This window comes from Rhizobium sp. Nf11,1, assembly GCF_050587665.1.
Taxonomy (GTDB): Bacteria; Pseudomonadota; Alphaproteobacteria; order Rhizobiales; family Rhizobiaceae; genus Rhizobium.
In genome coordinates, this window is record NZ_JBOBHU010000014.1 from 91013 (window position 1) to 111387 (window position 20375).

General features: G+C 61.0%; 20 protein-coding genes, 1 pseudogene and 1 riboswitch. Of the genes and pseudogenes, 14 read left to right on the top strand and 7 right to left on the bottom strand.

The window, feature by feature from the left end; all coding sequences use genetic code 11:
* Positions 1-52: 52 nt before the first annotated feature.
* On the bottom strand, positions 53-988 hold the full coding sequence (locus ACQ7C1_RS20815) for a tyrosine recombinase XerC (protein WP_430959640.1): 936 nt from the start codon (positions 986-988) through the stop codon (positions 53-55).
* A gap of 139 nt (positions 989-1127) precedes the next feature.
* Between ACQ7C1_RS20815 and ACQ7C1_RS20820 the strand changes: the two genes are divergently transcribed.
* Positions 1128-2078 carry a GNAT family N-acetyltransferase gene (locus ACQ7C1_RS20820; protein ID WP_430959641.1) on the top strand — a complete coding sequence of 317 codons (951 nt, stop codon included), beginning with the start codon at positions 1128-1130 and terminating at the stop codon, positions 2076-2078.
* A gap of 4 nt (positions 2079-2082) precedes the next feature.
* Complete coding sequence (locus ACQ7C1_RS20825) at positions 2083-2523, top strand: GNAT family N-acetyltransferase (protein WP_430959642.1); 441 nt, start codon at positions 2083-2085, stop codon at positions 2521-2523.
* A gap of 17 nt (positions 2524-2540) precedes the next feature.
* Here ACQ7C1_RS20825 and ACQ7C1_RS20830 read toward each other — a convergent pair whose 3' ends face one another.
* Positions 2541-3473 (bottom strand): dihydrodipicolinate synthase family protein, encoded by a 933-nt coding sequence (locus tag ACQ7C1_RS20830; RefSeq protein WP_430959643.1) that lies wholly within the window; start codon positions 3471-3473, stop codon positions 2541-2543.
* Positions 3474-3659: 186 nt separating this feature from the next.
* Here ACQ7C1_RS20830 and ACQ7C1_RS20835 point away from each other — a divergent pair, with 186 nt between their 5' ends.
* The 8 genes from ACQ7C1_RS20835 (at position 3660) to ACQ7C1_RS20870 (ending at position 11702) form a co-directional block, all read left to right on the top strand.
* Positions 3660-5876 carry a primosomal protein N' gene (locus tag ACQ7C1_RS20835; protein ID WP_430959644.1) on the top strand — a complete coding sequence of 739 codons (2217 nt, stop codon included), beginning with the start codon at positions 3660-3662 and terminating at the stop codon, positions 5874-5876.
* Between the two features lie 78 nt (positions 5877-5954).
* A complete protein-coding gene (locus tag ACQ7C1_RS20840) occupies positions 5955-6344 on the top strand; it encodes a DUF4345 domain-containing protein (RefSeq protein WP_097598153.1) in 390 nt (129 codons plus the stop codon).
* A 255-nt stretch (positions 6345-6599) separates the two neighbouring features.
* Positions 6600-7166, top strand: a complete 567-nt coding sequence (locus tag ACQ7C1_RS20845; RefSeq protein ID WP_085779690.1) for a F0F1 ATP synthase subunit delta — start codon at positions 6600-6602, stop codon at positions 7164-7166.
* On the top strand, positions 7166-8695 hold the full coding sequence (atpA, locus tag ACQ7C1_RS20850) for a F0F1 ATP synthase subunit alpha (protein ID WP_008527976.1): 1530 nt from the start codon (positions 7166-7168) through the stop codon (positions 8693-8695). The genes ACQ7C1_RS20845 and atpA overlap by 1 nt, the downstream gene beginning before the upstream one ends.
* Positions 8696-8721: 26 nt before the next feature.
* Positions 8722-9606, top strand: a complete 885-nt coding sequence (locus ACQ7C1_RS20855; protein WP_097598151.1) for a F0F1 ATP synthase subunit gamma — start codon at positions 8722-8724, stop codon at positions 9604-9606.
* A 22-nt stretch (positions 9607-9628) separates the two neighbouring features.
* Entirely contained in the window at positions 9629-11056 is a 1428-nt protein-coding gene (atpD, locus tag ACQ7C1_RS20860) for a F0F1 ATP synthase subunit beta (RefSeq protein WP_183705101.1), read from the top strand.
* On the top strand, positions 11056-11295 hold the full coding sequence (locus tag ACQ7C1_RS20865; RefSeq protein WP_097598149.1) for a hypothetical protein: 240 nt from the start codon (positions 11056-11058) through the stop codon (positions 11293-11295). The genes atpD and ACQ7C1_RS20865 overlap by 1 nt, the downstream gene beginning before the upstream one ends.
* Positions 11295-11702 carry a F0F1 ATP synthase subunit epsilon gene (locus tag ACQ7C1_RS20870; RefSeq protein WP_085779686.1) on the top strand — a complete coding sequence of 136 codons (408 nt, stop codon included), beginning with the start codon at positions 11295-11297 and terminating at the stop codon, positions 11700-11702. The genes ACQ7C1_RS20865 and ACQ7C1_RS20870 overlap by 1 nt, the downstream gene beginning before the upstream one ends.
* A 403-nt stretch (positions 11703-12105) precedes the next feature.
* Here ACQ7C1_RS20870 and ACQ7C1_RS20875 read toward each other — a convergent pair whose 3' ends face one another.
* The 5 genes and pseudogenes from ACQ7C1_RS20875 to ACQ7C1_RS20895 all read right to left on the bottom strand — a co-directional run bounded on the left by ACQ7C1_RS20875 (position 12106) and on the right by ACQ7C1_RS20895 (position 17010).
* The gene (locus ACQ7C1_RS20875; protein WP_085779685.1) at positions 12106-12843 is read right to left on the bottom strand and encodes a sugar transferase; all 738 of its coding nucleotides are present in this window, start codon (positions 12841-12843) and stop codon (positions 12106-12108) included.
* Positions 12844-13010: 167 nt separating this feature from the next.
* Positions 13011-14230 (bottom strand): annotated as a pseudogene (locus ACQ7C1_RS20880) (acyltransferase family protein).
* An 89-nt stretch (positions 14231-14319) separates the two neighbouring features.
* On the bottom strand, positions 14320-15330 hold the full coding sequence (locus tag ACQ7C1_RS20885) for an ABC transporter substrate-binding protein (protein ID WP_430959645.1): 1011 nt from the start codon (positions 15328-15330) through the stop codon (positions 14320-14322).
* A gap of 64 nt (positions 15331-15394) precedes the next feature.
* Positions 15395-16207 (bottom strand): ABC transporter ATP-binding protein, encoded by an 813-nt coding sequence (locus ACQ7C1_RS20890; RefSeq protein ID WP_430959646.1) that lies wholly within the window; start codon positions 16205-16207, stop codon positions 15395-15397.
* Positions 16204-17010, bottom strand: a complete 807-nt coding sequence (locus tag ACQ7C1_RS20895) for an ABC transporter permease (RefSeq protein ID WP_430959647.1) — start codon at positions 17008-17010, stop codon at positions 16204-16206. Before ACQ7C1_RS20895 ends, ACQ7C1_RS20890 begins: the two co-directional genes overlap by 4 nt.
* Before the next feature lie 109 nt (positions 17011-17119).
* Positions 17120-17233: riboswitch (TPP riboswitch) on the bottom strand.
* Between the two features lie 332 nt (positions 17234-17565).
* Here ACQ7C1_RS20895 and soxR point away from each other — a divergent pair.
* The 4 genes from soxR to ACQ7C1_RS20915 all read left to right on the top strand — a co-directional run bounded on the left by soxR (position 17566) and on the right by ACQ7C1_RS20915 (position 20346).
* Positions 17566-18036, top strand: a complete 471-nt coding sequence (soxR, locus tag ACQ7C1_RS20900) for a redox-sensitive transcriptional activator SoxR (RefSeq protein WP_085779681.1) — start codon at positions 17566-17568, stop codon at positions 18034-18036.
* A gap of 124 nt (positions 18037-18160) precedes the next feature.
* The gene (locus ACQ7C1_RS20905) at positions 18161-18931 is read left to right on the top strand and encodes an SDR family NAD(P)-dependent oxidoreductase (RefSeq protein WP_430959680.1); all 771 of its coding nucleotides are present in this window, start codon (positions 18161-18163) and stop codon (positions 18929-18931) included.
* A 102-nt stretch (positions 18932-19033) separates the two neighbouring features.
* Positions 19034-19375 (top strand): ArsR/SmtB family transcription factor, encoded by a 342-nt coding sequence (locus ACQ7C1_RS20910; RefSeq protein ID WP_085779680.1) that lies wholly within the window; start codon positions 19034-19036, stop codon positions 19373-19375.
* A gap of 77 nt (positions 19376-19452) precedes the next feature.
* Entirely contained in the window at positions 19453-20346 is an 894-nt protein-coding gene (locus tag ACQ7C1_RS20915; RefSeq protein WP_085779679.1) for a LysR family transcriptional regulator, read from the top strand.
* Positions 20347-20375: the final 29 nt, after the last annotated feature.

Consider the following 20375-nt stretch of genomic DNA (forward strand, 5'->3'; position numbering starts at 1 on the left):
TCGAATGTGGGGTGCCGTCGTCACAAGCGCTACGCATTTTGGACGACATCCATCAAGCGCGCGGATGGGCTCGATCATACGCCTCAAGCAGCCGCGATGCATCGACGCCGGTATAGACCTGTGTTGTCGAAAGGCTGGCGTGGCCGAGCAGTTCCTGGATGGTGCGCAGATCGCCGCCGCCGGCAAGCAGATGGGTGGCGAAGGAGTGGCGGAGCGCATGCGGCGTCGCCGTCTCCGGCAGGCCGAAGGCGCCCCGTAGCTTCTGCATGGCCCGCTGGATGATCGCCGCCTGCAGCTTGCCGCCGCGGGCGCCGCGAAACAGCGGCGCGTCGCTGTCGAGATCATATGGGCAGAGTGCGCGATATTTTTCGACCGCGTCGAAAACCACGGGCAGAAGCGGCACCAGCCGTGTCTTGTTGCCTTTGCCGGTGATGCGCAGCGTCGTCGCGCCCTTTTGCAGGTCGGCGGGAACGAGATTCAGTGCCTCGGAGATGCGTAGGCCGCAGCCGTAGAGCAGCGTCATGACAGCCGCATCGCGCGCGGCAATCCAGGGTTCGTCATGCAATTGGGCTTCATCGCTGACGATGGTGATCGCCTGCGTGTCCGACAGCGGTTTGGGCAGCGACTTCGGCTGCTTCGGCGAACGGATCGCGCCGGCGCCGGCGGCATTGACCAGGCCCTTCTTTTCCAGGTGACGCAACAGCGAGCGAAGGCCGGCGAGATTGCGGCCGAGCGAACGGGCGCCGGAGCCTTGCCTGCGCCGAGCAGCAAGGAAGGCGCGGAAATCGGCGGGGCGCAATTCCCTGATATCCGCGAGGGTCGCCGGGCCGGCGAGATGGCCGGTCAGGAAGGTCAGAAACTGGCGGGTGTCGCGCTCATAGGCATCGAGCGTATGCTCGGAAAGACGGCGTTCACGAGCGAGGTTTTCGAGCCACGCAGTGCGTTCCGCCATCAGGCGCGGGTCGGCGATTACAAGCAGTTCATTCACGTTGCTGGCCTTGAATTTGCCTTCAAGTCCGCCAATTTGAAGCAGGAACGGTTATCGAATTGCTAATGCCGGCCAAGCCATTGTCATCCTTCGATCATATTGTACTGCGATAGCTTACAGCCCATAGACAGGATCTTTCATGGCACGGCGCGACTCCATGACGGCTTTCGGACAACTCGCGGAAGCGATCGCTCTCGTTTCACAGGGAAAGCCCGGTCACATCGTCGATACGCTGATTGCCGAACGCGGCCAGAGGATCGTGAAACATCCGCTCTGGCCGGTCATGCGACCGTTCCTCTACACGCTTCTGCGCTATAACAAGGCGATCGAATTCGCCAATGCGGTTGCCAAGATGCCGGGGTTCCAGTCGTTCGAATATTTGAGCGACGTGCTGAAGCTCGACATCGGCGTCGCCAACGGCGAACGCATTCCCGACAGCGGCGGCTTCATCCTCGTCAGCAATCACCCCACTGGCATTGCCGACGGGGTCGCCGTGTTCGATCTGCTGAAAACGCGCCGGCCCGATATGATGTTCTTTGCCAATCGCGACGCGATCCGCGTCAATCCGCGTTTTGCCGAGATGGTCATCCCCGTCGAATGGCGGGAGGAGCACAAGAGCAAGCTTAAGGCGCGCGAGACGCTACAATTGACGAACCACGCTGTGCGGGAAGGCAAGGCCACCGTGCTCTTTCCGTCCGGCCGCATTGCCTATTGGGCGAACGGCCAGCTCAACGAGCGCCCATGGAAAACGTCGGCCGTCGGGCTGGCGCGCAAATACAATCTGCCGATCCTCCCCGTCCACATGACGGCGCGCAATTCCGGCCTGTTCTACTGGCTGGCGAAGTGGTCGACGGAGCTTCGCGACATGACGGTTTTCCACGAACTCTTGAACAAGCGCGGCGACCGTTTCGATTTCGTCATCGGCAATCTCATTCCCGCCGAACATCTCGATGGCGATGTCAACGAGGTGACGAAGGCGCTGGAGAAACATACGGTCCACGACATGGCCCGCGATGGGGACGCGACCTTCGTGCCGGTCGCCGGGCCGGCTGCGGCGATGCCGCGCCAGATGTCGGTTCTGGCCTTCTAGAACCGTGACGATCGATATTCGCATCTTCCGTGATCGTTTGCCGGAGGCGATGGCGGGACTTGCGGACGACGCCCGGCAGGAAGGCCATCTCCATATCGGCCGGCTTATCGATGAGTGGGCAGCTGGCGACATCCGCTTCGCGGGTGACGGCGAAAGGCTGCTCGGCGCCTTTGCCGGCGAAACACTCGTTGGCGTTGGTGGCATGACCATCGAACCCACCCTGCCGGAAGCGCTGCGGATGCGGCGTTTCTACGTCCGCCCCGCGATGCGCGGTCGCGGCGTCGGGCGGATGCTTGCGCTCGCTCTTCTGGATCACGCGCGGCGCTTCTGCCGTTGTGTCACCGTGCATGCGGGAAACGACGGTGCGGCGAAATTTTGGGAGTCGCTTGAGTTTCGTCCCAGTGAGCAGGATGGCTACACCCATGTTCTCGACCTGCGCGGTTGAGGCGAGACCGCACACCATCATGCGCCGATCTCCTTGAGGCGGACGCCCTGGCGGGCCAAAAGCCGCTCGACATCGGCAATGTCGAGCGCTGAAAGTCTAAGCCCCGGCTTGCGCAAGGCGGGGGACTTGATGACGCCGCGCTTGGCAAGCACGTATTTGCGGCAGGCAAGACCGATGCCCTGCTGCTGTTCATAGCGGGCGAGCGGCAGGTAGGCATCGAAGATTTCGTAGGCGCGATCAGCATTGCCGGCGCTATAGGCTTCGACGACGCCGACCATCATTTCGGGATAGCAGAAGCCGGTCATGGCGCCGTCGGCGCCCCGGCCCATTTCTTCGGGCAGGAAAAGCCCTCCATTGCCGCAGAGAATGGAGATGCGCCGCATGCCGCGCGTGTCGCTGGCTGCGCGGAGTGCGGTGATTTTCGACAGGCCAGGCCAATCCTCGTGTTTGAGCATGACGCAATTCGGCACCTCCCTGACGATGCGCTCGATGACCGCGGATGCGATCGTCACATTGGTCGTGAGCGGATAGTCCTGCAGCACGAAAGGCGTATCACCCAGGGTTTCACCAACCGACTGGTAGAAGGCGAAGGCCTGATCGTCGGTCCTGATGGTCCACGGCGGCGCAACCATGACGCCGGCGGCACCTTCGCCCATGACGGCCTTGGCGAGTTCCCTCATCGGGGCAAGTCCGGGCGCCGACACGCCGACGACCACCGGCAGGCGCCCGTCGAGGCGCTTCAGTACACGTTCGACCACGATCCGCGATTCGTCCGCAGTCAGCTTCGGGGCCTCGCCGAGCTGGCCGAGCACTGTCAGGCCGGTGACGCCGGCGCCTTCGTAGAAATCGACCATGCAGTCGACGCTTTCGAGATCGAGCGCGCCGTCGTCGGCAAAGGGAGTTACGGCGATAACGTAGACGCCTTTGGCATTCTCGGTCAGTCTGGCCATTCATGCTCTCCGATTCAGCTGTCGAACAAATCTACCGGAAATCTAGGCGGCCGATTGCTTGCCCCGCAACCTTTTCGTCAAGACGCGGTCCGTCTTGGCGCGTCTTCGTTATCCACATTCTCCCCCGACGAGCCCTCGCGTCTTTGCGGTTCCAATTCCAGCGATTTGCGGGCATGGTCTCGCGCGATGAGCATAGATTCGTCCGATCTCTTTGGCGCGCTTTTCGAAGCACCGCCCGTGAACCGAACGGTTCCGGTGCTGGTGCCGATGCCGGCGCCGAAACCCTATTCCTACTCGGTGCCTGCGGGCATGGCGGTCGAGCCCGGCTCGGTCGTGCAGGTGCCGCTCGGGCCGCGGCAGGTGATCGGTGTCGTCTGGGACGGCGGCGAAGATGGCGTCGATCCGAAGAAGCTTCGGCCGATCAGCCATGTCTTCGATTGCCCGCCGCTTTCCAAGGAAATGCGGGATTTCATCGATTGGGTGGCGAGCTATACGCTCTCCCCGCCCGGTCTCGTCGCGCGCATGGCGCTCAGGGCGCCGAACGCCTTCGAGCCGGAGCCTATGGTGGAGGGGCTGAAATTCGTCGGCGGCGAACCTGAGCGGATGACACCGGCGCGTGCGCGCGTGCTCGCGGCCGCCTCCGACGGTCTCTCCTGGACGCGCAGCGGTCTGGCGCATGCGGCCGGTGTTTCGACGAGCGTGGTCGATGGACTGGTCACGCTCGGCATTTTCGAAACGGTGTTCCTGCCGCCGCCGCCAGTCGTGGCGATGCCGGATCCCGACTTTGCCGCCGCGCGCCTCGAAGGGCCGCAGAAAGAGGCGGCGGCGGAAATCGTCTCCGACGTCCGCAGGGGCGAATTTTCGGTGTCGCTGATCGATGGCGTCACGGGTTCCGGCAAGACGGAAGTCTATTTCGAGGCGATCGCCGAGACCCTGGAACGTGGCAAGCAGGTGCTGATCCTGCTGCCGGAGATCGCGCTGACGGCCAGTTTCCTCGAGCGTTTTCAGGATCGCTTCGGAGCAAAGCCGGCCGAATGGCATTCCGATCTCGCCCCGCGCATGCGCGAAAAAGTCTGGCGCCAGGCGGTGACCGGCGAAGTGCGCGTCGTGGCCGGCGCCCGCTCGGCGCTCTTCCTGCCTTTCGAGAATCTCGGCCTCATCATCGTCGACGAGGAGCATGATCCCGCTTACAAGCAGGAAGATCGGGTCTTCTACAATGCCCGTGACATGGCCGTCGTGCGCGGCCGCATCGGCGATTTTCCCGTCATCCTGGTCTCTGCGACACCATCGGTCGAAAGCCAGGTCAACGGACAGAACGGCCGCTACAGCACTGTCCACCTGCCCACGCGTTTCGGCGACGCGGCGCTGCCGGATCTACATCTCATCGATATGCGCAGGCACGCGCCGGAGCGGGGTGGCTTCCTCTCGCCGGTGCTGATCCGGGCGATCGGCAAGACCGTGGAGAGGCGGGAGCAGGCGCTGCTCTTTCTCAATCGGCGCGGCTATGCGCCGCTGACGCTCTGCCGGGTCTGCGGTCACCGCTTCCAATGCCCGCAATGTTCGAGCTGGCTAGTCGAGCATCGCTTCCGCAAGCAGTTGCAGTGCCATCAATGTGGTCATGCCGAGCGCACGCCCGAGGCATGCCCGGAATGCGGGACGCTCGACCATCTGGTCGCCTGCGGGCCAGGCGTCGAGCGCATCGCCGAAGAGGTGGAACGACATTTCCCTGAGGCGCGGACGATCGTCCTCTCCTCGGACATGATGGGCGGCGTGAAGCGGCTGCGGCTGGAGCTGGATGCGATCGCGAAGGGTGAGGCCGATATCGTCATCGGCACCCAGCTCGTCGCCAAGGGGCATAATTTTCCGCTGATGACGCTGGTCGGCATCGTCGATGCCGACCTCGGTCTTGCCAATGGCGATCCGCGCGCGGCCGAACGCACTTTCCAGCTTCTGTCGCAGGTGACGGGCCGCGCCGGGCGGACAGGCCTGAAGAGCCATGGGCTGCTGCAAACCTACCAGCCGCAGCACCCGGTCATGCAGGCAATCGTTTCCGGCGACTCCGATGCCTTTTACGAGCGCGAAATCACCGAGCGCGAACGTGCAGCATTGCCGCCGTTCGGCCGGCTCGCCTCGATCATCGTTTCGGCCGAAATGCGCCAAGACGCGGAAAATCATGCGCGCGGCATGCGCAACGCAGCACCCCAGGTCTCCGGCATCTCAGTGCTCGGCCCGGCGGAAGCGCCGCTTGCCCTGGTGCGCGGCCGCCACCGCTTCCGCCTTTTGGTCCACGGACGGCGCAACTCCGACATGCAGGGATTTCTGCGGGCGATGCTGTCGCAATCTCCGAAGGAGCGCGGGTCGGTGCAGGTGCAGCTCGACATTGATCCCCAGAGCTTTCTTTAAAATAGTACGCCGCCATTTCCTCCTTTTCGAGCGCATGCCATAAAACAGCGAATCATCCGGGCGATTAGGGGCCGATGCATGGAATTCTATTTTCCGACCGAACTCGGCGAGCAACTCGCCTTCTGCTCTGCCGCTTTCACGGCGCTGGCCGGTTTCATCATGATGTTTGCGCCGGGCCATGCTTTCCGTCTTCTCGGCTTGCAGGTGCAGGAGGGGCGGTCGGAAGGATATGGCGAGGGACGCTCGATGGGCGGCTTCTATCTCGGCTTCGGGCTCTCAGCGATCCTGCTTGCGCAGGATTGGATCTACATGGCGCTCGGCGCCTCCTTCAGCATGGCTGCCTTTGCGCGGATCATATCGATCCTGTCCGATAAGGGGAGCAATCTGGTCAACTATTTACTTCTGGTTGTGCAAGTCGTGCTTGCTGCGTTACCGCTGCTTTATGTTTTCGGCTTCATTCAAACGTGAATTTCACCGCTGGCGGGCCGCCTTCGCGGCCTGTCCGGAAGCCTTTGCGCAATTTTGCGAACAGAAATTCATGCGAAAGGCGTATTCGGACGTTACGCGTGTTGCGAGTCCGAACATCCTATGTTAGACGGACCCCGAATTTCGGAAGAAGCAAGAGGCTTCTCTTGTGATTTCTGGGGGAAATCAAAACGAATTCAAGATCATAGGTTCGGCGCCCGCCGAGAGCCGGATTTTGGATTGAAATCAGGGAAATTTGTGCCAGTGGCAGACACGTCCCAGCTTACTTCTGGTGTTGCAGAGCGCTATGCCTCGTCGCTTTTCGAGCTGGCGCTCGAAGAGGGTGCCGTCGCTACCGTAACTGCAGACCTTGACCGTTTCCAGGCGATGCTGGATGAGAGCGATGATTTGAAGCGCTTCATACTGAGCCCGGTTTTCTCTGCCGAGGACCAGCTGAAGGCCATCGTCGCCATCAGTGAAAAGGCCGGCATCTCGGGCTTCTTCGCCAACTTCCTGAAGGTCGTGGCGCGCAACCGCCGCCTCTTCGCTCTGCCCGGCATGATCAAGGCCTTCCGGCTGATCGCCGCCAATCATCGCGGCGAAATTTCTGCCGAGGTCACCTCGGCCCATGCTCTCTCAGCAGAGCAGGAAAATGAATTGAAGGCGGCGCTGAAGGGCGTCACCGGCAAAGACGTGGCAATTGCTGTCACGGTTGATCCGTCAATTCTTGGTGGTCTGATCGTCAAGGTCGGGTCCCGTCAGATTGATACGTCTCTTCGTACCAAACTCTCTACCCTTAAGCTTGCATTGAAAGAGGTCGGCTGATGGATATCCGCGCCGCGGAAATTTCCGCAATTCTCAAAGACCAGATCAAAAATTTCGGCAAAGAGGCAGAAGTCTCGGAAGTCGGCCAGGTTCTCTCCGTCGGTGACGGTATCGCTCGCGTTTACGGTCTGGACAATGTTCAGGCTGGTGAAATGGTCGAGTTTCCCGGCGGCATCCGCGGCATGGCCCTGAACCTTGAATCCGACAACGTTGGTGTCGTTATTTTCGGCTCCGACCGCGACATCAAGGAAGGCGACACCGTCAAGCGCACCGGCGCCATCGTCGACGTGCCGGTCGGTCCGGAGCTGCTCGGCCGCGTCGTCGACGCTCTCGGCAACCCGATCGACGGCAAGGGCCCGATCAACGCGACCCGCCGTGCGCGCGTTGACGTCAAGGCTCCAGGCATCATTCCGCGCAAGTCGGTTCACGAGCCGATGTCGACCGGCCTCAAGGCCATCGACGCTCTGATCCCCGTCGGCCGCGGCCAGCGCGAGCTCGTCATCGGCGACCGCCAGACCGGCAAGACCGCCATCCTGCTCGACACCTTCCTGAACCAGAAGCCAATCCACGACAACGGCCCCGACAACGACAAGCTCTACTGCGTCTACGTCGCCGTCGGCCAGAAGCGCTCGACGGTTGCCCAGTTCGTCAAGGTTCTCGAAGAGCGCGGCGCCCTGAAATACTCGATCATCGTCGCCGCGACCGCTTCCGATCCGGCTCCGATGCAGTTCCTCGCTCCGTTCGCAGGTTGCGCAATGGGCGAATACTTCCGCGACAACGCTCAGCACGCCCTGATCGGCTATGACGACCTATCCAAGCAGGCTGTCGCCTACCGTCAGATGTCGCTGCTGCTGCGCCGCCCGCCGGGCCGCGAAGCCTATCCGGGCGACGTTTTCTACCTGCACTCGCGCCTGCTCGAGCGCGCTGCAAAGATGAACGACGATAAGGGCGCCGGTTCGCTGACCGCTCTGCCTGTCATCGAAACGCAGGGCAACGACGTTTCGGCCTTCATTCCGACCAACGTGATCTCGATCACCGACGGCCAGATCTTCCTTGAAACCGACCTGTTCTACCAGGGTATCCGCCCGGCCGTTAACGTCGGTCTGTCGGTTTCCCGCGTCGGTTCCTCGGCCCAGATCAAGGCGATGAAGCAGGTTGCCGGCTCGATCAAGGGCGAGCTCGCCCAGTATCGCGAAATGGCCGCATTCGCCCAGTTCGGTTCGGACCTCGACGCTGCGACGCAGCGCCTGTTGAACCGCGGTGCACGCCTGACCGAACTCCTGAAGCAGCCGCAGTTCTCGCCGCTGAAGACGGAAGAGCAGGTCGCCGTGATTTTCGCAGGCGTCAATGGCTACCTCGACAAGCTGCCGGTCGCTCAGGTCGGCAAGTTCGAACAGGGCCTGCTGTCCTATCTGCGCTCGGAAGGCTCAGCCATCCTCGACGCGATCCGCACGGAAAAGGCAATCAGCGACGATACTCGGGGCAAGCTCACCGCTGCTCTCGATAGCTTCGCCAAGTCTTTCCAGTAATCGGGCCCAGTTAGGACGGATAACGGATGCCTTCACTTAAGGATCTGAAAAACCGGATCGCCTCCGTCAAGGCGACGCAGAAGATCACCAAGGCGATGAAGATGGTCGCCGCGGCGAAGCTTCGGCGTGCGCAGGAGGCGGCCGAGGCCGCCCGGCCCTATTCGCAGCGCATGGGTGCGGTTCTGGCGAACATTGCCAAGGCCGTCACCGAGGCGGATGGCGCGCCGGCGCTGATGACCGGCACCGGCAAGGACCAGGTCCATCTGCTGGTGGTCTGCACGGCCGAACGCGGTCTTTGCGGCGGTTTCAACTCGCAGATTGCTCGCTTTGCGCGCGACCATGTCCGCAGGCTGCTTGCCGAGGGCAAGACGGTGAAGATCTTCACCGTCGGCAAGAAGGGCTACGATATCCTGCGGCGTGAATATGCATCGCTGATCATCGAGCGCAAGGAACTGCGCGAAGTCAAGAAGATCGGTTTCGAGAATGCCGACCAGATCGGAAAGCGCGTCATCGAGATGTACGAGGCCGGCGAGTTCGACATCTGCACGCTGTTCTACTCCGAGTTCAAGTCGGTCATCTCACAGGTTCCGACCGCCCAGCAACTCATCCCGGCCAAGGCTCCGGAAGCCGTCGCCCAGGATGCAGAACATGCAGGCGCCGTCTATGAATACGAGCCGGATCCGGCGTCGATCCTCGACGACCTGATCCCGCGCAATATCTCCGTCCAGATCTTCCGTGCTCTCCTTGAGAACGTCGCGGGCGAGATGGGCGCCAAGATGAGCGCGATGGACAATGCGACGCGCAATGCCGGTGAGATGATCAACAAGCTGACGCTGAGCTACAACCGTCAGCGTCAGGCTCAGATCACCAAGGAATTGATTGAAATCATTTCGGGCGCGGAAGCGCTCTGAGTTAGGGAAAGAGGGTAAGAATATGGCTGAGGCAGCTACCCGCTCTGTCGGCAAAGTCACCCAGGTTATCGGCGCCGTCGTCGACGTTGCTTTCGAAGGCGAACTGCCGGCGATTTTGAACGCGCTTGAAACCGACAACAACGGCGTCCGCCTGGTTCTCGAAGTCGCTCAGCATCTGGGCGAAAACGAAGTCCGCACCATCGCGATGGACTCGAGCGAAGGCCTCGTTCGCGGCCAGCAGGTCATCGATACCGGCGCTCCGATCTCGGTTCCCGTCGGCGACGAAACGCTCGGCCGTATCATGAACGTCATCGGCGAGCCGGTCGATGAAGCAGGCCCGCTGACCACCGCTCACAGGCGCGCCATCCACCAGGACGCTCCGGCTTACGTCGAGCAGTCCACGGAAGCGCAGATCCTCGTCACCGGCATCAAGGTCGTCGACCTTCTCGCTCCTTACGCAAAGGGCGGCAAGATCGGCCTGTTCGGCGGTGCCGGCGTCGGCAAGACCGTTCTCATCATGGAGCTGATCAACAACGTCGCCAAGGCGCACGGTGGTTACTCGGTCTTCGCAGGCGTGGGTGAGCGTACCCGCGAAGGCAACGACCTCTACCATGAAATGATCGAATCGGGCGTCAACAAGCATGGTGGTGGCGAAGGCTCCAAGGCTGCGCTCGTTTACGGTCAGATGAACGAACCGCCGGGCGCCCGCGCTCGCGTCGCTCTGACGGGTTTGACAGTTGCAGAACACTTCCGCGACCAGGGCCAGGACGTTCTGTTCTTCGTCGACAACATCTTCCGCTTCACGCAGGCAGGCTCGGAAGTGTCGGCTCTGCTCGGCCGTATTCCTTCGGCCGTGGGTTATCAGCCGACGCTCGCAACCGACATGGGCTCGATGCAGGAACGCATCACCACGACGACGACCGGCTCGATCACCTCGGTTCAGGCCATTTACGTTCCGGCCGACGACTTGACCGACCCGGCACCGGCAACCTCGTTCGCCCACTTGGACGCAACGACCGTTCTGTCGCGCTCGATCGCTGAAAAGGGTATCTACCCGGCCGTCGACCCGCTCGACTCCACCTCGCGCATGCTCGACCCGATGGTCGTCGGCGAAGAGCACTACGAGGTCGCTCGTAAGGTTCAGTCTACGCTGCAGCGCTACAAGGCCCTGCAGGACATCATCGCCATCCTCGGCATGGACGAACTGTCTGAAGAAGACAAGCTGGCCGTCGCCCGCGCCCGCAAGATCGAGCGCTTCCTGTCGCAGCCCTTCTTCGTCGCCGAAGTCTTCACCGGCTCGCCGGGCAAGCTGGTTGCCCTCGAAGACACGATCAAGGGCTTCAAGGGCCTCGTCAACGGTGAATACGACAACCTGCCTGAAGCTGCCTTCTACATGGTCGGTTCGATCGATGAAGCCATCGAAAAGGCCAAGAAGCTCGCTGCTGCTTGATGAGCGACGCTAAGGACGAGATATTCTGCTGCGACTCCCTGAAAGGGGTCGTAGCGGAACTCCCAGAGCCAGCCGCGCCGACCATCTACCGTGCCGATAACGGCGTGATCATGATGGTCGTGGGACTGGTTCAGACCGAAGAAGGTCTCGGATATCTCGACCAGGCGATACTGCACTGCCCGTTCTGCGGGACCAAATTGCAAGATGCAAAAGCCATAGCCGAGAAGGTAAGTCACTGATGGCTGACAATTTCAACTTTGAGCTCGTTTCGCCGGAGCGTCTGCTGCTGTCGGAGATGGTGACCGAGGTCGTCATTCCCGCGACTGAGGGCGAGATGACCGTGATGGCGCACCATGCGCCGACGATGACGACGGTCAAGCCGGGTGTCGTGAGCGTGCGTTCAGCTTCTGGGAAGAAGCAGGACTATGTCGTGTTCGGCGGCTTTGCCGACATTCTGCCGACCGGCTGCACGTTGCTGGCAGAGTCCGCCGTTCCAGTCGAGGAACTCCATAAGGACGAACTGACCCGTCGCATCGAGGCAGCCCGCAAGGAACTCGAACATGCCGAGTTGCACGAGCACAAGTCGAAGCTCGAGCATTTCATCATGGAACTGACGCATCTTAGCGGCATCGTCCAGCAGGATTGACCAATCGACGGCTTCGATGAAAGGCGGCCCGCGAGGCCGCTTTTTTGTTTTCTGCGAGGGAACTTGAAGCGCCTCATCAAAGATTTGAAAAAGAGCGGGCATTCAAAACCGCTTTTGTCCGGCTCATGACCGAGAGGCCACATTTGCAGCGCCGCGCGTCTTCAGGGCGCGCAAAGGTGCTACGGCCCTTGATACTCGCGTTGCTGACTTGCTTCTCGCGCTTTAGCGCTTCGTTTGGCTGATGTCCTTTTCGCAGTGTCGCACTTTTGCGCGCGCGACGCTATGGACCAACCAGGAGGGTTCGAGAGCGGTTCAGGTTTTCACCGAAGCGCAGAATCGCCCTAAGATTTCGTTTTACGCGATTCCGAACGGAAAACCGTTCCATACTTTTCCTGGAATTGCCCTAGAAGCCGGTGCCGCCGCGCAGCTCGATGACCAGCGTCTTGAACAGGATTTTCAGGTCGAGCAGCAGACTGAAATGCCTGACATAATAGATATCGCAGGCGATCCGGGCCCGGGCTTGCAGCGGCCGTGCGGTCGGCCCGCGCCAGCCGCGTGTCTGCGCGAGGCCGGTGATGCCGGGGCGCATGACGTGACGATGGTGGTAGTTCGGCACCAATTCTTCGTAGAGCCGGCCGGCTGCGCGCATGTTGATGGCATGGCAGCGCGGCCCGACCAGGGACATGTCGCCCCTGAGGACGTTCAGAAGCTGCGGCAGCTCGTCAATGTTGGTCCTGCGGAGCATAGCGCCGAAGCCGGTCACCCGGCTGTCGCCCTTGACGGTCTGCTGAATGCCGCTGGGATCGCAAGCTTCGATGTGCATCGAGCGGAACTTGAAGACGGTGATCTTCCGCCCGTTCAGGCCCCAACGGATCTGGCGGAAGAATACGGGGCCTCCATCGTCGAGTTTGATGAAAAGAGCGATTGCCAGGAAAAGCGGCGCCAGTACGAGCAGAGCGCTGGCCGAGATGACGATATCAATCAGCCGCTTTACGGCCAATCGCAGAGCCGCCCTCCCTTCGACACCGGAAAAGCTGTCCGGTTGGCGAATGTTGGAGTTCGCTACAACCAGGGTCCGGATTTTGTTCTGACGCTGAGACGAATCGAAGCGTGAACTTATCTTCGAAGTAAAAGCATACATTACTCAATGCCCAGAAGTTTAGATGCGATACTGAACAGCGGGGAGACAGATACATGCTTACGTATGGTTTGTCATCGTTATAAATAAGAAATCGGTAAGCATAAAGACGCCAAAAATGGGAGTATTTCGCGTTAACCTTAATGCCTCTAGTTGAGCGGCGTCCGAAATTATACTTCTAAAGGAGTAGCCCGATCAGGCGGCGCGATGTCAGGCGATTGCCAAAATCGATTACTGGTCGTTCCAACAGATAATAACTGAGGCTTGCCACCAGAAAAACGAGCGCCGCTGTCAGTGTGCAGGATTGCAGCCAGCCGGTGACCACATTCTCGGAGGAGGCGCCGAACGAGCCGGGGTCCAGTCTCTGGATCAATGTCAGGATGATCTCCTGCCAGATGTAAATGCCGAAGGAGATCTTGGCGATGTAGCGGACGGGGGGGTTATCAAGCAGTCTGCCCAGACGCTGCGAATGGTTGAGTGAAACGAGCGCTGTTGCAACGGCCAGTGGGAAGACCGGAAATCCATAGGGGATGTCAAGCCAACCGTAACCTTCGGCCGAGCCGCCTGGGGATATGAGGAGGCGGTAAGCGGCAACCGCGACGGCGAGGAGTGCCGCGGCGTCGAACCAGGGAGATCGTCTTGCGGGCAACATCACTTCGATGCCGGCGGCAAGCGCGCCGAGCGCGAAGACAGCAAAGAAGCCGATCGGATTATAGTTGGGCATCCATTCCTTCGCTCCACCCTGAAGGCCATATGCCCAGCCGCGACCGATATCGTCGAGCGCAAAGAGCCTCAGGATCATCAGATGGGCAAGAAGGACCACGGCAATGACGCAGAGCCAGGCGGCGCGGGCGAAGAACGGACGTTGCCGCAGCAGCGGCAAGCGAAACAGCACGAAAAAGCCGACCGGGAGGAGCACATAGCTGGTGACCTCGAAGGGAATGGACCAGAGCGGTCCATCGGCTTCGACGGGAAAAAACGTGCGCCAATGCCACTGGCTCATGAACAACAGTCCCGAGACGTAGCGGACGACGAGTTCCGGCGTCAGCGGCAGGGCAAGCAGCGTCAGGCTAAGGACGAAGCTGACGCTGGTGGCGACCCAGAAGCCCGGAGCGATGCGCGCCAACCTGCGGATGACGTAGTGCCCAAGGGTGGGCATGGCGCCGCCGGCGTCGAGAGCGTGCCAGAAGGGGCGGGCAAGCAGAAAGCCGCTGAGCACGAAGAAGATGGCGACGCCGAAATTGCCGAAGCGGAGAACGTTTGCCGTTGCCGCAAATTCATCCGGAATTCTGCGCATATCCAGCCGGAGCGCGAGATGGTGCGCGAGCACCAACAAGCAGGCCATTGCGCGCAGAAAGTCGGCTCCGGCCAGTCTGTCCTGTGCTCGCATGTCGTTCCCCGCCCTGCCCGATTCGGCTCAAACCGCCCAGGCGCAAAGCATTGCCTGGGAAGACCGCCTCGGCAAGGCCCGGGGCGAGCTCAGCCGAGGAGTTCGTTGGTGTAATAGGTGGAAAAGTCCGGCTTCTCCTTGAGCACGACGCCATTCGCATCGACGAGAATGCCGTTCTCGACCAGGAAAGCGCCGATGGCATCGGCCTTTGCCGGATCAAGCGTGCCGATCACGCCGGACTCGGATCTCAGGAAATGGCCTTCGATCAACGCCTTCTGAGATGCTCTTACCAGTTCCGTGTTCATCAGCGCACCGTTACTTCCTGATATCAGCAGGTCGCAGGCTTCGTCGGGATGATCGATGGAGTAGACGTAGCCTTGACGCGTGGCCTGGATGAAGGCGCGCGCGTGTTCTCGACTGGCAGAGAGATAGGCGTCACTGGAAACGATGACTGTCGTCTGCTCGTCGGGAATGCCGTAATCGGAATAGTGGAAGCGGCTGATCTGCCGATTTTCCAGCTCAGCGGCGATGCCCTCCCAGGTGTAGATCTCCAGCGTGAAGTCAATCGAGCCATTGTCCAGCGCCTCATAGGCGGAGGTGCCAAGGGTGACGGTCTTGACGTCGCCCTTGCCGCCGTCATTGCGGATCATCGCCGAGACCAGCGCGCTTTCCCAAGTGCCGCCGAAGCCTCCATAGGTCTTGCCATCGAGATCTCTAGGGCTCTTGATGTCGTCCCGCCCGCCCTTGAAGATCAGGCGTGCGGTTTCCGTCTGGACGACGCCGTAGACCATCTTCACGTCACCGCCGCCAGCACGCTGCGTCAGGGCCTCGATCTCGCTACTGATGCCGAAATCGGCGACCCCGTTTGATACCAGCGTGCCGGCACTCGTGTCGGTAAAGGGTAGAATTTCGACATCGAGGCCGGCGGCCGCGTAGAAGCCCTTCGCCTTGGCGACGTAGATGCCGATGTGATTGGTGTTGGGCGTCCAGTCGAGCGCGATACGAACCTTTGCGGGCGCCGATTGAGCGAAGGCGACGCGGCCGGCGAGGCTTGTCGCGATGGCGGCGAGCATCGTCTGGCGGCGGGTGAGAAGCGGCATGGTGACCTCCTCAGGTCTTTAGAGCATGACGCCGAAAAGTACGGTTTTCGAACGACATCAGACTCTAACTCTTTAAATTGGAACAGGATTCAGATTTTGGGCCGACCGGCCTAAAACCACCCTGTTCTGGCGGATGAAGCAGGGTTTGCAGGATTTCGGTCTCGATCGCCTGGGCCGCCGGCGAACCGAGATCGGCAATGCTTCTCGGGCGGGGCAGGGGAACGCGGAATTCGCGGATGACACGTGCCGGACGGGCAGACAGCACGTAGATCCGGTCGGAGAGGAAAACGGCCTCGCGAACATCGTGGGTGATCAGCAGCGCCGTCCAGCGATGTTCGGTCCACATGCCTTGCAGCCACTCCTGGATCTGCGTGCGGGTCAGCGCATCGAGCGCGCCGAAGGGCTCGTCGAGCAGCAGCATGTCCTGCTCCTGGATGACGGTGCGCAGCAGCGCAGCACGTTGGCGCATGCCGCCGGAAAGAGAGGCGGGGTAGTGATGCTCGAAGCCGGCAAGGCCGAACCGCTCGAAGAGGGGCGCGACAGCGGCGCGTGCAGCCCGGCGAGCCATGCCCTTCACTTCCAGACCGAGCGCGGCATTATCGATGATCCGGCGCCAGGGCATCAGCGCATCGCGTTGCGGCATGAAGGCAAAGGAATGCGGCGTCTGTTCCAGCGCTGCGCCGTTGAAAAGCATGGCGCCGGAATCGGGTCGCAGCGCCTGTGTCAGCAGTCTCAGCACGGTCGATTTTCCGGAGCCGGATGGGCCGACGATCGAGACGAACTCGCCGTCTGCGACGGCGAGCGAAATGTCGTCTAGAACTTTCATGCCGTCGAAGGACTTCGAGATGTTGCGCAGCTCAAGCATCTGACCGGTCATCGGCGCCGCTCCTGAGATGGCTGCCAAGGCATGACGAAACGCTGGATAACCAGCGTCAGCGCGAAGAGGCAGAGCGTCAGCAGAGCGCTGACGATCACGGCGGCGAGCACGAGATCGGGACGGAAATTGTTCTTGGCGTTGAGGATATAAATGCCGAGGCCGCTTGCAGCGCCGGCATATTCGGCAAAGATCGCGCCGACGACCGCATAGGTGATCGAGATTCGAAGGCCGGCAAAGAAATAGGGCAGCGACGAGGGAAACCGCGCCAGGCGGAAAATGCGCCAGCGGCTCGCTTTCATCGAATTCAAGAGCTCGGCAATGTCGCGATCGGTCGCCTCATAGCCCTGAAGCAGGGCAACAAGCAGCGGAAAGAAGGTGACGAGCGCCACCAGCAATATCTTCGGCAAAAGGCCGAAACCGAACCAGAGGACGACGAGAGGCGCGATCGCCACCAGCGGCAAAGTCTGGCTGGCGATGAAGATCGGCAGCATTGCCCGGCGCATGAAGGGCATGAAATCCATCAGGATCGAAGAGGCGAAGGCGAAGGCGAGCGACAGGGCGAAACCGCCGAGTGTCGCGCCGAGCGTCGGCCAGGTGTTTGATATCAGCCCCTCTCGGTTCAGCCAGCCCTGGACGAGGATACGCGAAGGTGCCGGCAGAATGGACGGTTTGATGCCGGAAAGATCGACATAGAGTTCCCATGCCGCCAGAAAAGCAAAGCCTGCGAGCAAGGCGGGCATTGCCCGGTACACGGCGAGATAGAGCGTCGCAAGGCGCGAATCCGATGGTCGTGGCGATGTCATCGGCGTTCGATTTCAGGGTTTCGCCGGGCCGTTCGCGCAAACCTGTCGAGGGCATCGATAGGGATGCCGACGGAATTGCCGGACGTCCGGTAGAGTGACACTTGCGCGCCGGAATACATTTGGACCTCGCTCCGCTGGCATTACCCAGATCAGCTTAGAAGGGTCCGGAGGCTTGCGCCTCACATCTCAGCCCCGGCGACACGGAGCTCCCCTGTTATTTCGGCGAAAACTATCATCGGGGTTTTCTTGCCGCAACCGCAAAATTGCAAACCCGTCCGCCCGGTCGGATGGGGCGCTGATAAAAAACACCCGGACGGAGGTCCTGTCCGGGTGTTTTCCGAGGTTCCGTACCTGCCGGGAACGGAACCCGAGCGCTTGTCTTTCAGGCGGCAATATCGGCAGGGGCGATTGGTGCGGGCGCGGGCAAGCGCCGACACCATCATTTCAGCTTGTATCGACCGGATGATCTCACTGACGCTCCTTCCTGCGCCTCGTGCTTTACGGCCGGGGAAGCAGCGGTTATAAAACCTCAACTAATATTGAGGTCAATAGGCCATGAATAGGATTTCTGCAACGCCGCTCGGCAGGCTTCTGACGGTCGGCGAAGTGGCGCAACGCAGTGGTCTTGCCGTCTCGGCGCTGCATTTCTATGAGGCCAAGGGGCTGATCTCGAGTATCCGCACGCGCGGCAACCAGCGGCGCTACGGACGCGATGTCCTTCGCCGGCTCGGCATCATCAAGGTGGCGCAACGTGTCGGCATTCCGCTTTCGGAAATCCAGACGGCATTTGCCTCCCTGCCGCAGGGGCGCACGCCGACGATTGCCGACTGGCAGACGCTGTCGGCGCGCTGGAAGGATGAACTCGACACGCGAATCAGACGGCTGAGCCTGCTGCGAGACCGTCTGACCGGCTGCATCGGCTGCGGTTGCCTGTCGATCGAAAGCTGTCCGTTGCGCAATCCCTTCGATCAGCTCGGCGAGGAAGGGCCAGGCGCACGGCTGCTGGAGACAGAAATCGAAGTATGAACTTTCAGGGAAGAGCGCCAGCCTCTGGCGGAAAGATGATGCCTGCCTTTCTTTCGGCCGGCGCGCTCATATGTTAAGGGCGAATGGCGCAACAGGCGGCATTGTCCGCGAGGAGGACGGCTTCGTGTTCCATCCGAGACTATTCGAGAATCGCAATGTCATCGTAACCGGCGCCGGGCGGGGCATCGGTCTCGAAGTGGCCCGGCAGTTCCTGGACTGCGGCGCGAAGGTGATCGTCCATACCGGACGCAAACCGGGGCGCGATCTGCCGGATTTTCTGCTGACGGCTGAATCCGAAAGACGGGCGCTGTTGCTGCACGCCGATTTCACTGCCGCTGGCGGCGCTGCGCAATTTGCCGAAAATGCGCTTACCTTTTTCGACAAGGTGCATGTGCTCGTCAACAACGCCGGCACTATGCTCGGCCGTTTTCCAGCTGCCACACTGACTGACGCAGATTATGAGGCGATTGTGCGTTTGAACCAGACGTCGGTGGTGGCGCTGACGCGTGCGTTGCTGCCGGCATTGAAGGCGGCGGAAGGCGCTGCCATCGTCAACACCGTTTCAATTTCCGCGCTGACCGGCGGCAGCCCCGGTTCTTCGATTTATTCTGCCTCGAAAGCCTTCGTTTCAACCTATTCCAAGGCGCTTGCCCGCGAGCTGGCGCCGGATGGCATCCGCGTCAATTGTGTCTCGCCCGGAACGATCGAGACGGATTTCCACGAGCGCTATTCCTCCCCCGAAAAGCTGGAGCAGACGAGAAAGTCTATTCCCTTGCAGCGGCTGGGCACAGCGGAGGATTGCGCGCCCGCCTATCTGTTTCTGGCGGCGCCCTCGCTCTCCGGATACATTACCGGCCAGGTCCTCGAGATCAATGGCGGCCAGCTTATCTGCTGATTTAGTTAGACCTTTTTTGACATTTCATCACTTTTGGCAAATTCGTGTGTGCGAATATGCTATTGTGCTGATCTGCCTTTTGCTTCCCTTCCGAGATGTCGAATGCCATTGCCCAAGCCCGAGCCGGGAATGTCCGGTCAGGAACTGCACAAACTCGCTGGAAACGCTCGTGAGGCGAGCGATCTGCTGAAGGCGCTGGCGCACCAGACCCGACTTCTGATTCTTTGCATACTCGCGACCGAGGAGCGGACGGTGAGTGAAATCGAAAACATCCTCGGCATTCAGCAGGCAATGGTCTCGCAGCAGCTCGCGCGTTTGAGGCTCGAAGGTCTCGTCAATACGCGCCGTCAGGGCAGGCTGGTCTATTACCGTATCGGCAATACAAACGTGCTTGCCTTCCTTGAATCGCTGTTCGATCTTTTTCCGGCTGCTGAAAACAATTAGGACCCGCCCTTGCGGAGCACGGTTGCTGCGTCGAAGATAGCTGATCCGGATGATTTCGCGCCGGATCGGGAGACCGGATGATCGACAAGCTGGAATTTTTCATCGCCCTTGCCAACGAAAAGCATTTCGGCCGCGCCGCGGAGGAGTGCGGGGTTTCCCAGCCGACGCTTTCAGCCGCGATCCGGCAGCTCGAGGATCAGCTTGGTGTCATGCTGGTGCAGCGCGGCTCGCGCTTTCAGGGGCTGACGCCGGAGGGCCAGCGCGTCCTGGAATGGGCCCGGCGCATCGTCGGCGATGCCCGCACCATGCGCGAGGAGATGCGCGCGGCCCGCCGCGGACTTTCCGGCCATATTCGCCTTGCCGCCATTCCGACGGCGCTCGCCATGCTTTCGCGCATCACCACGCCCTTTCAGGAACGACATCCGGGAGTGACCTTCTCGATCGTCTCGCGGAACTCGCTGCAGGTGCTGAGCATGCTCGAAAATCTCGAAATCGACGCCGGCATCACCTATCTCGAAAACGAGCCGCTCGGCCGGGTCACCAGTGTTCCGCTCTATGCCGAGCGCTATCATCTGATCACTGCTGCAGGCAGCCCGCTGTCCGATCGCGACAATGTGACCTGGAAGGAGGTCGGCGATCTTCGGCTTTGTCTATTGACCGCCGACATGCAGAACCGCCGCATCATCAACCGGCATCTGACGGAAGCCGGCGCCACTGTGCATCCGACGCTCGAATCCAATTCGATGATCGTGCTGTTCTCGCATGTCAGAACCGGACGCTGGGCGAGCATCATGCCGCGCAACGTGGCGAAATCATTTGGTTTTCCGGTGGAGATCCGGATGATTCCGATTGTCGAACCGGAAGCCCACCATCTGGTTGGCCTCGTCGCACCCTATCGGGAGCCCTTCACCCCGCTCGTTTCGGCCCTGCTGCACGAAGCGAGAGTGCTCGTGCGGGACGAGGAGCTCTGATAGAAAAAACCTATCAATCCACGAGATAG

Bases quoted from the DNA above. Each gene is read 5' to 3' on its own strand.
- ACQ7C1_RS20820 (WP_430959641.1), top strand. From the start codon at position 1,128: ATGGCACGGCGCGACTCCATGACGGCTTTCGGACAACTCGCGGAAGCG.
- ACQ7C1_RS20830 (WP_430959643.1), bottom strand. From the start codon at position 3,473: ATGGCCAGACTGACCGAGAATGCCAAAGGCGTCTACGTTATCGCCGTA.
- ACQ7C1_RS20835 (WP_430959644.1), top strand. From the start codon at position 3,660: ATGAGCATAGATTCGTCCGATCTCTTTGGCGCGCTTTTCGAAGCACCG.
- ACQ7C1_RS20840 (WP_097598153.1), top strand. From the start codon at position 5,955: ATGGAATTCTATTTTCCGACCGAACTCGGCGAGCAACTCGCCTTCTGC.
- atpA (WP_008527976.1), top strand. From the start codon at position 7,166: ATGGATATCCGCGCCGCGGAAATTTCCGCAATTCTCAAAGACCAGATC.
- ACQ7C1_RS20855 (WP_097598151.1), top strand. From the start codon at position 8,722: ATGCCTTCACTTAAGGATCTGAAAAACCGGATCGCCTCCGTCAAGGCG.
- atpD (WP_183705101.1), top strand. From the start codon at position 9,629: ATGGCTGAGGCAGCTACCCGCTCTGTCGGCAAAGTCACCCAGGTTATC.
- ACQ7C1_RS20865 (WP_097598149.1), top strand. From the start codon at position 11,056: ATGAGCGACGCTAAGGACGAGATATTCTGCTGCGACTCCCTGAAAGGG.
- ACQ7C1_RS20870 (WP_085779686.1), top strand. From the start codon at position 11,295: ATGGCTGACAATTTCAACTTTGAGCTCGTTTCGCCGGAGCGTCTGCTG.
- ACQ7C1_RS20875 (WP_085779685.1), bottom strand. From the start codon at position 12,843: ATGTATGCTTTTACTTCGAAGATAAGTTCACGCTTCGATTCGTCTCAG.
- ACQ7C1_RS20885 (WP_430959645.1), bottom strand. From the start codon at position 15,330: ATGCCGCTTCTCACCCGCCGCCAGACGATGCTCGCCGCCATCGCGACA.
- ACQ7C1_RS20890 (WP_430959646.1), bottom strand. From the start codon at position 16,207: ATGACCGGTCAGATGCTTGAGCTGCGCAACATCTCGAAGTCCTTCGAC.
- ACQ7C1_RS20895 (WP_430959647.1), bottom strand. From the start codon at position 17,010: ATGACATCGCCACGACCATCGGATTCGCGCCTTGCGACGCTCTATCTC.
- soxR (WP_085779681.1), top strand. From the start codon at position 17,566: ATGAATAGGATTTCTGCAACGCCGCTCGGCAGGCTTCTGACGGTCGGC.
- ACQ7C1_RS20910 (WP_085779680.1), top strand. From the start codon at position 19,034: ATGCCATTGCCCAAGCCCGAGCCGGGAATGTCCGGTCAGGAACTGCAC.
- ACQ7C1_RS20915 (WP_085779679.1), top strand. From the start codon at position 19,453: ATGATCGACAAGCTGGAATTTTTCATCGCCCTTGCCAACGAAAAGCAT.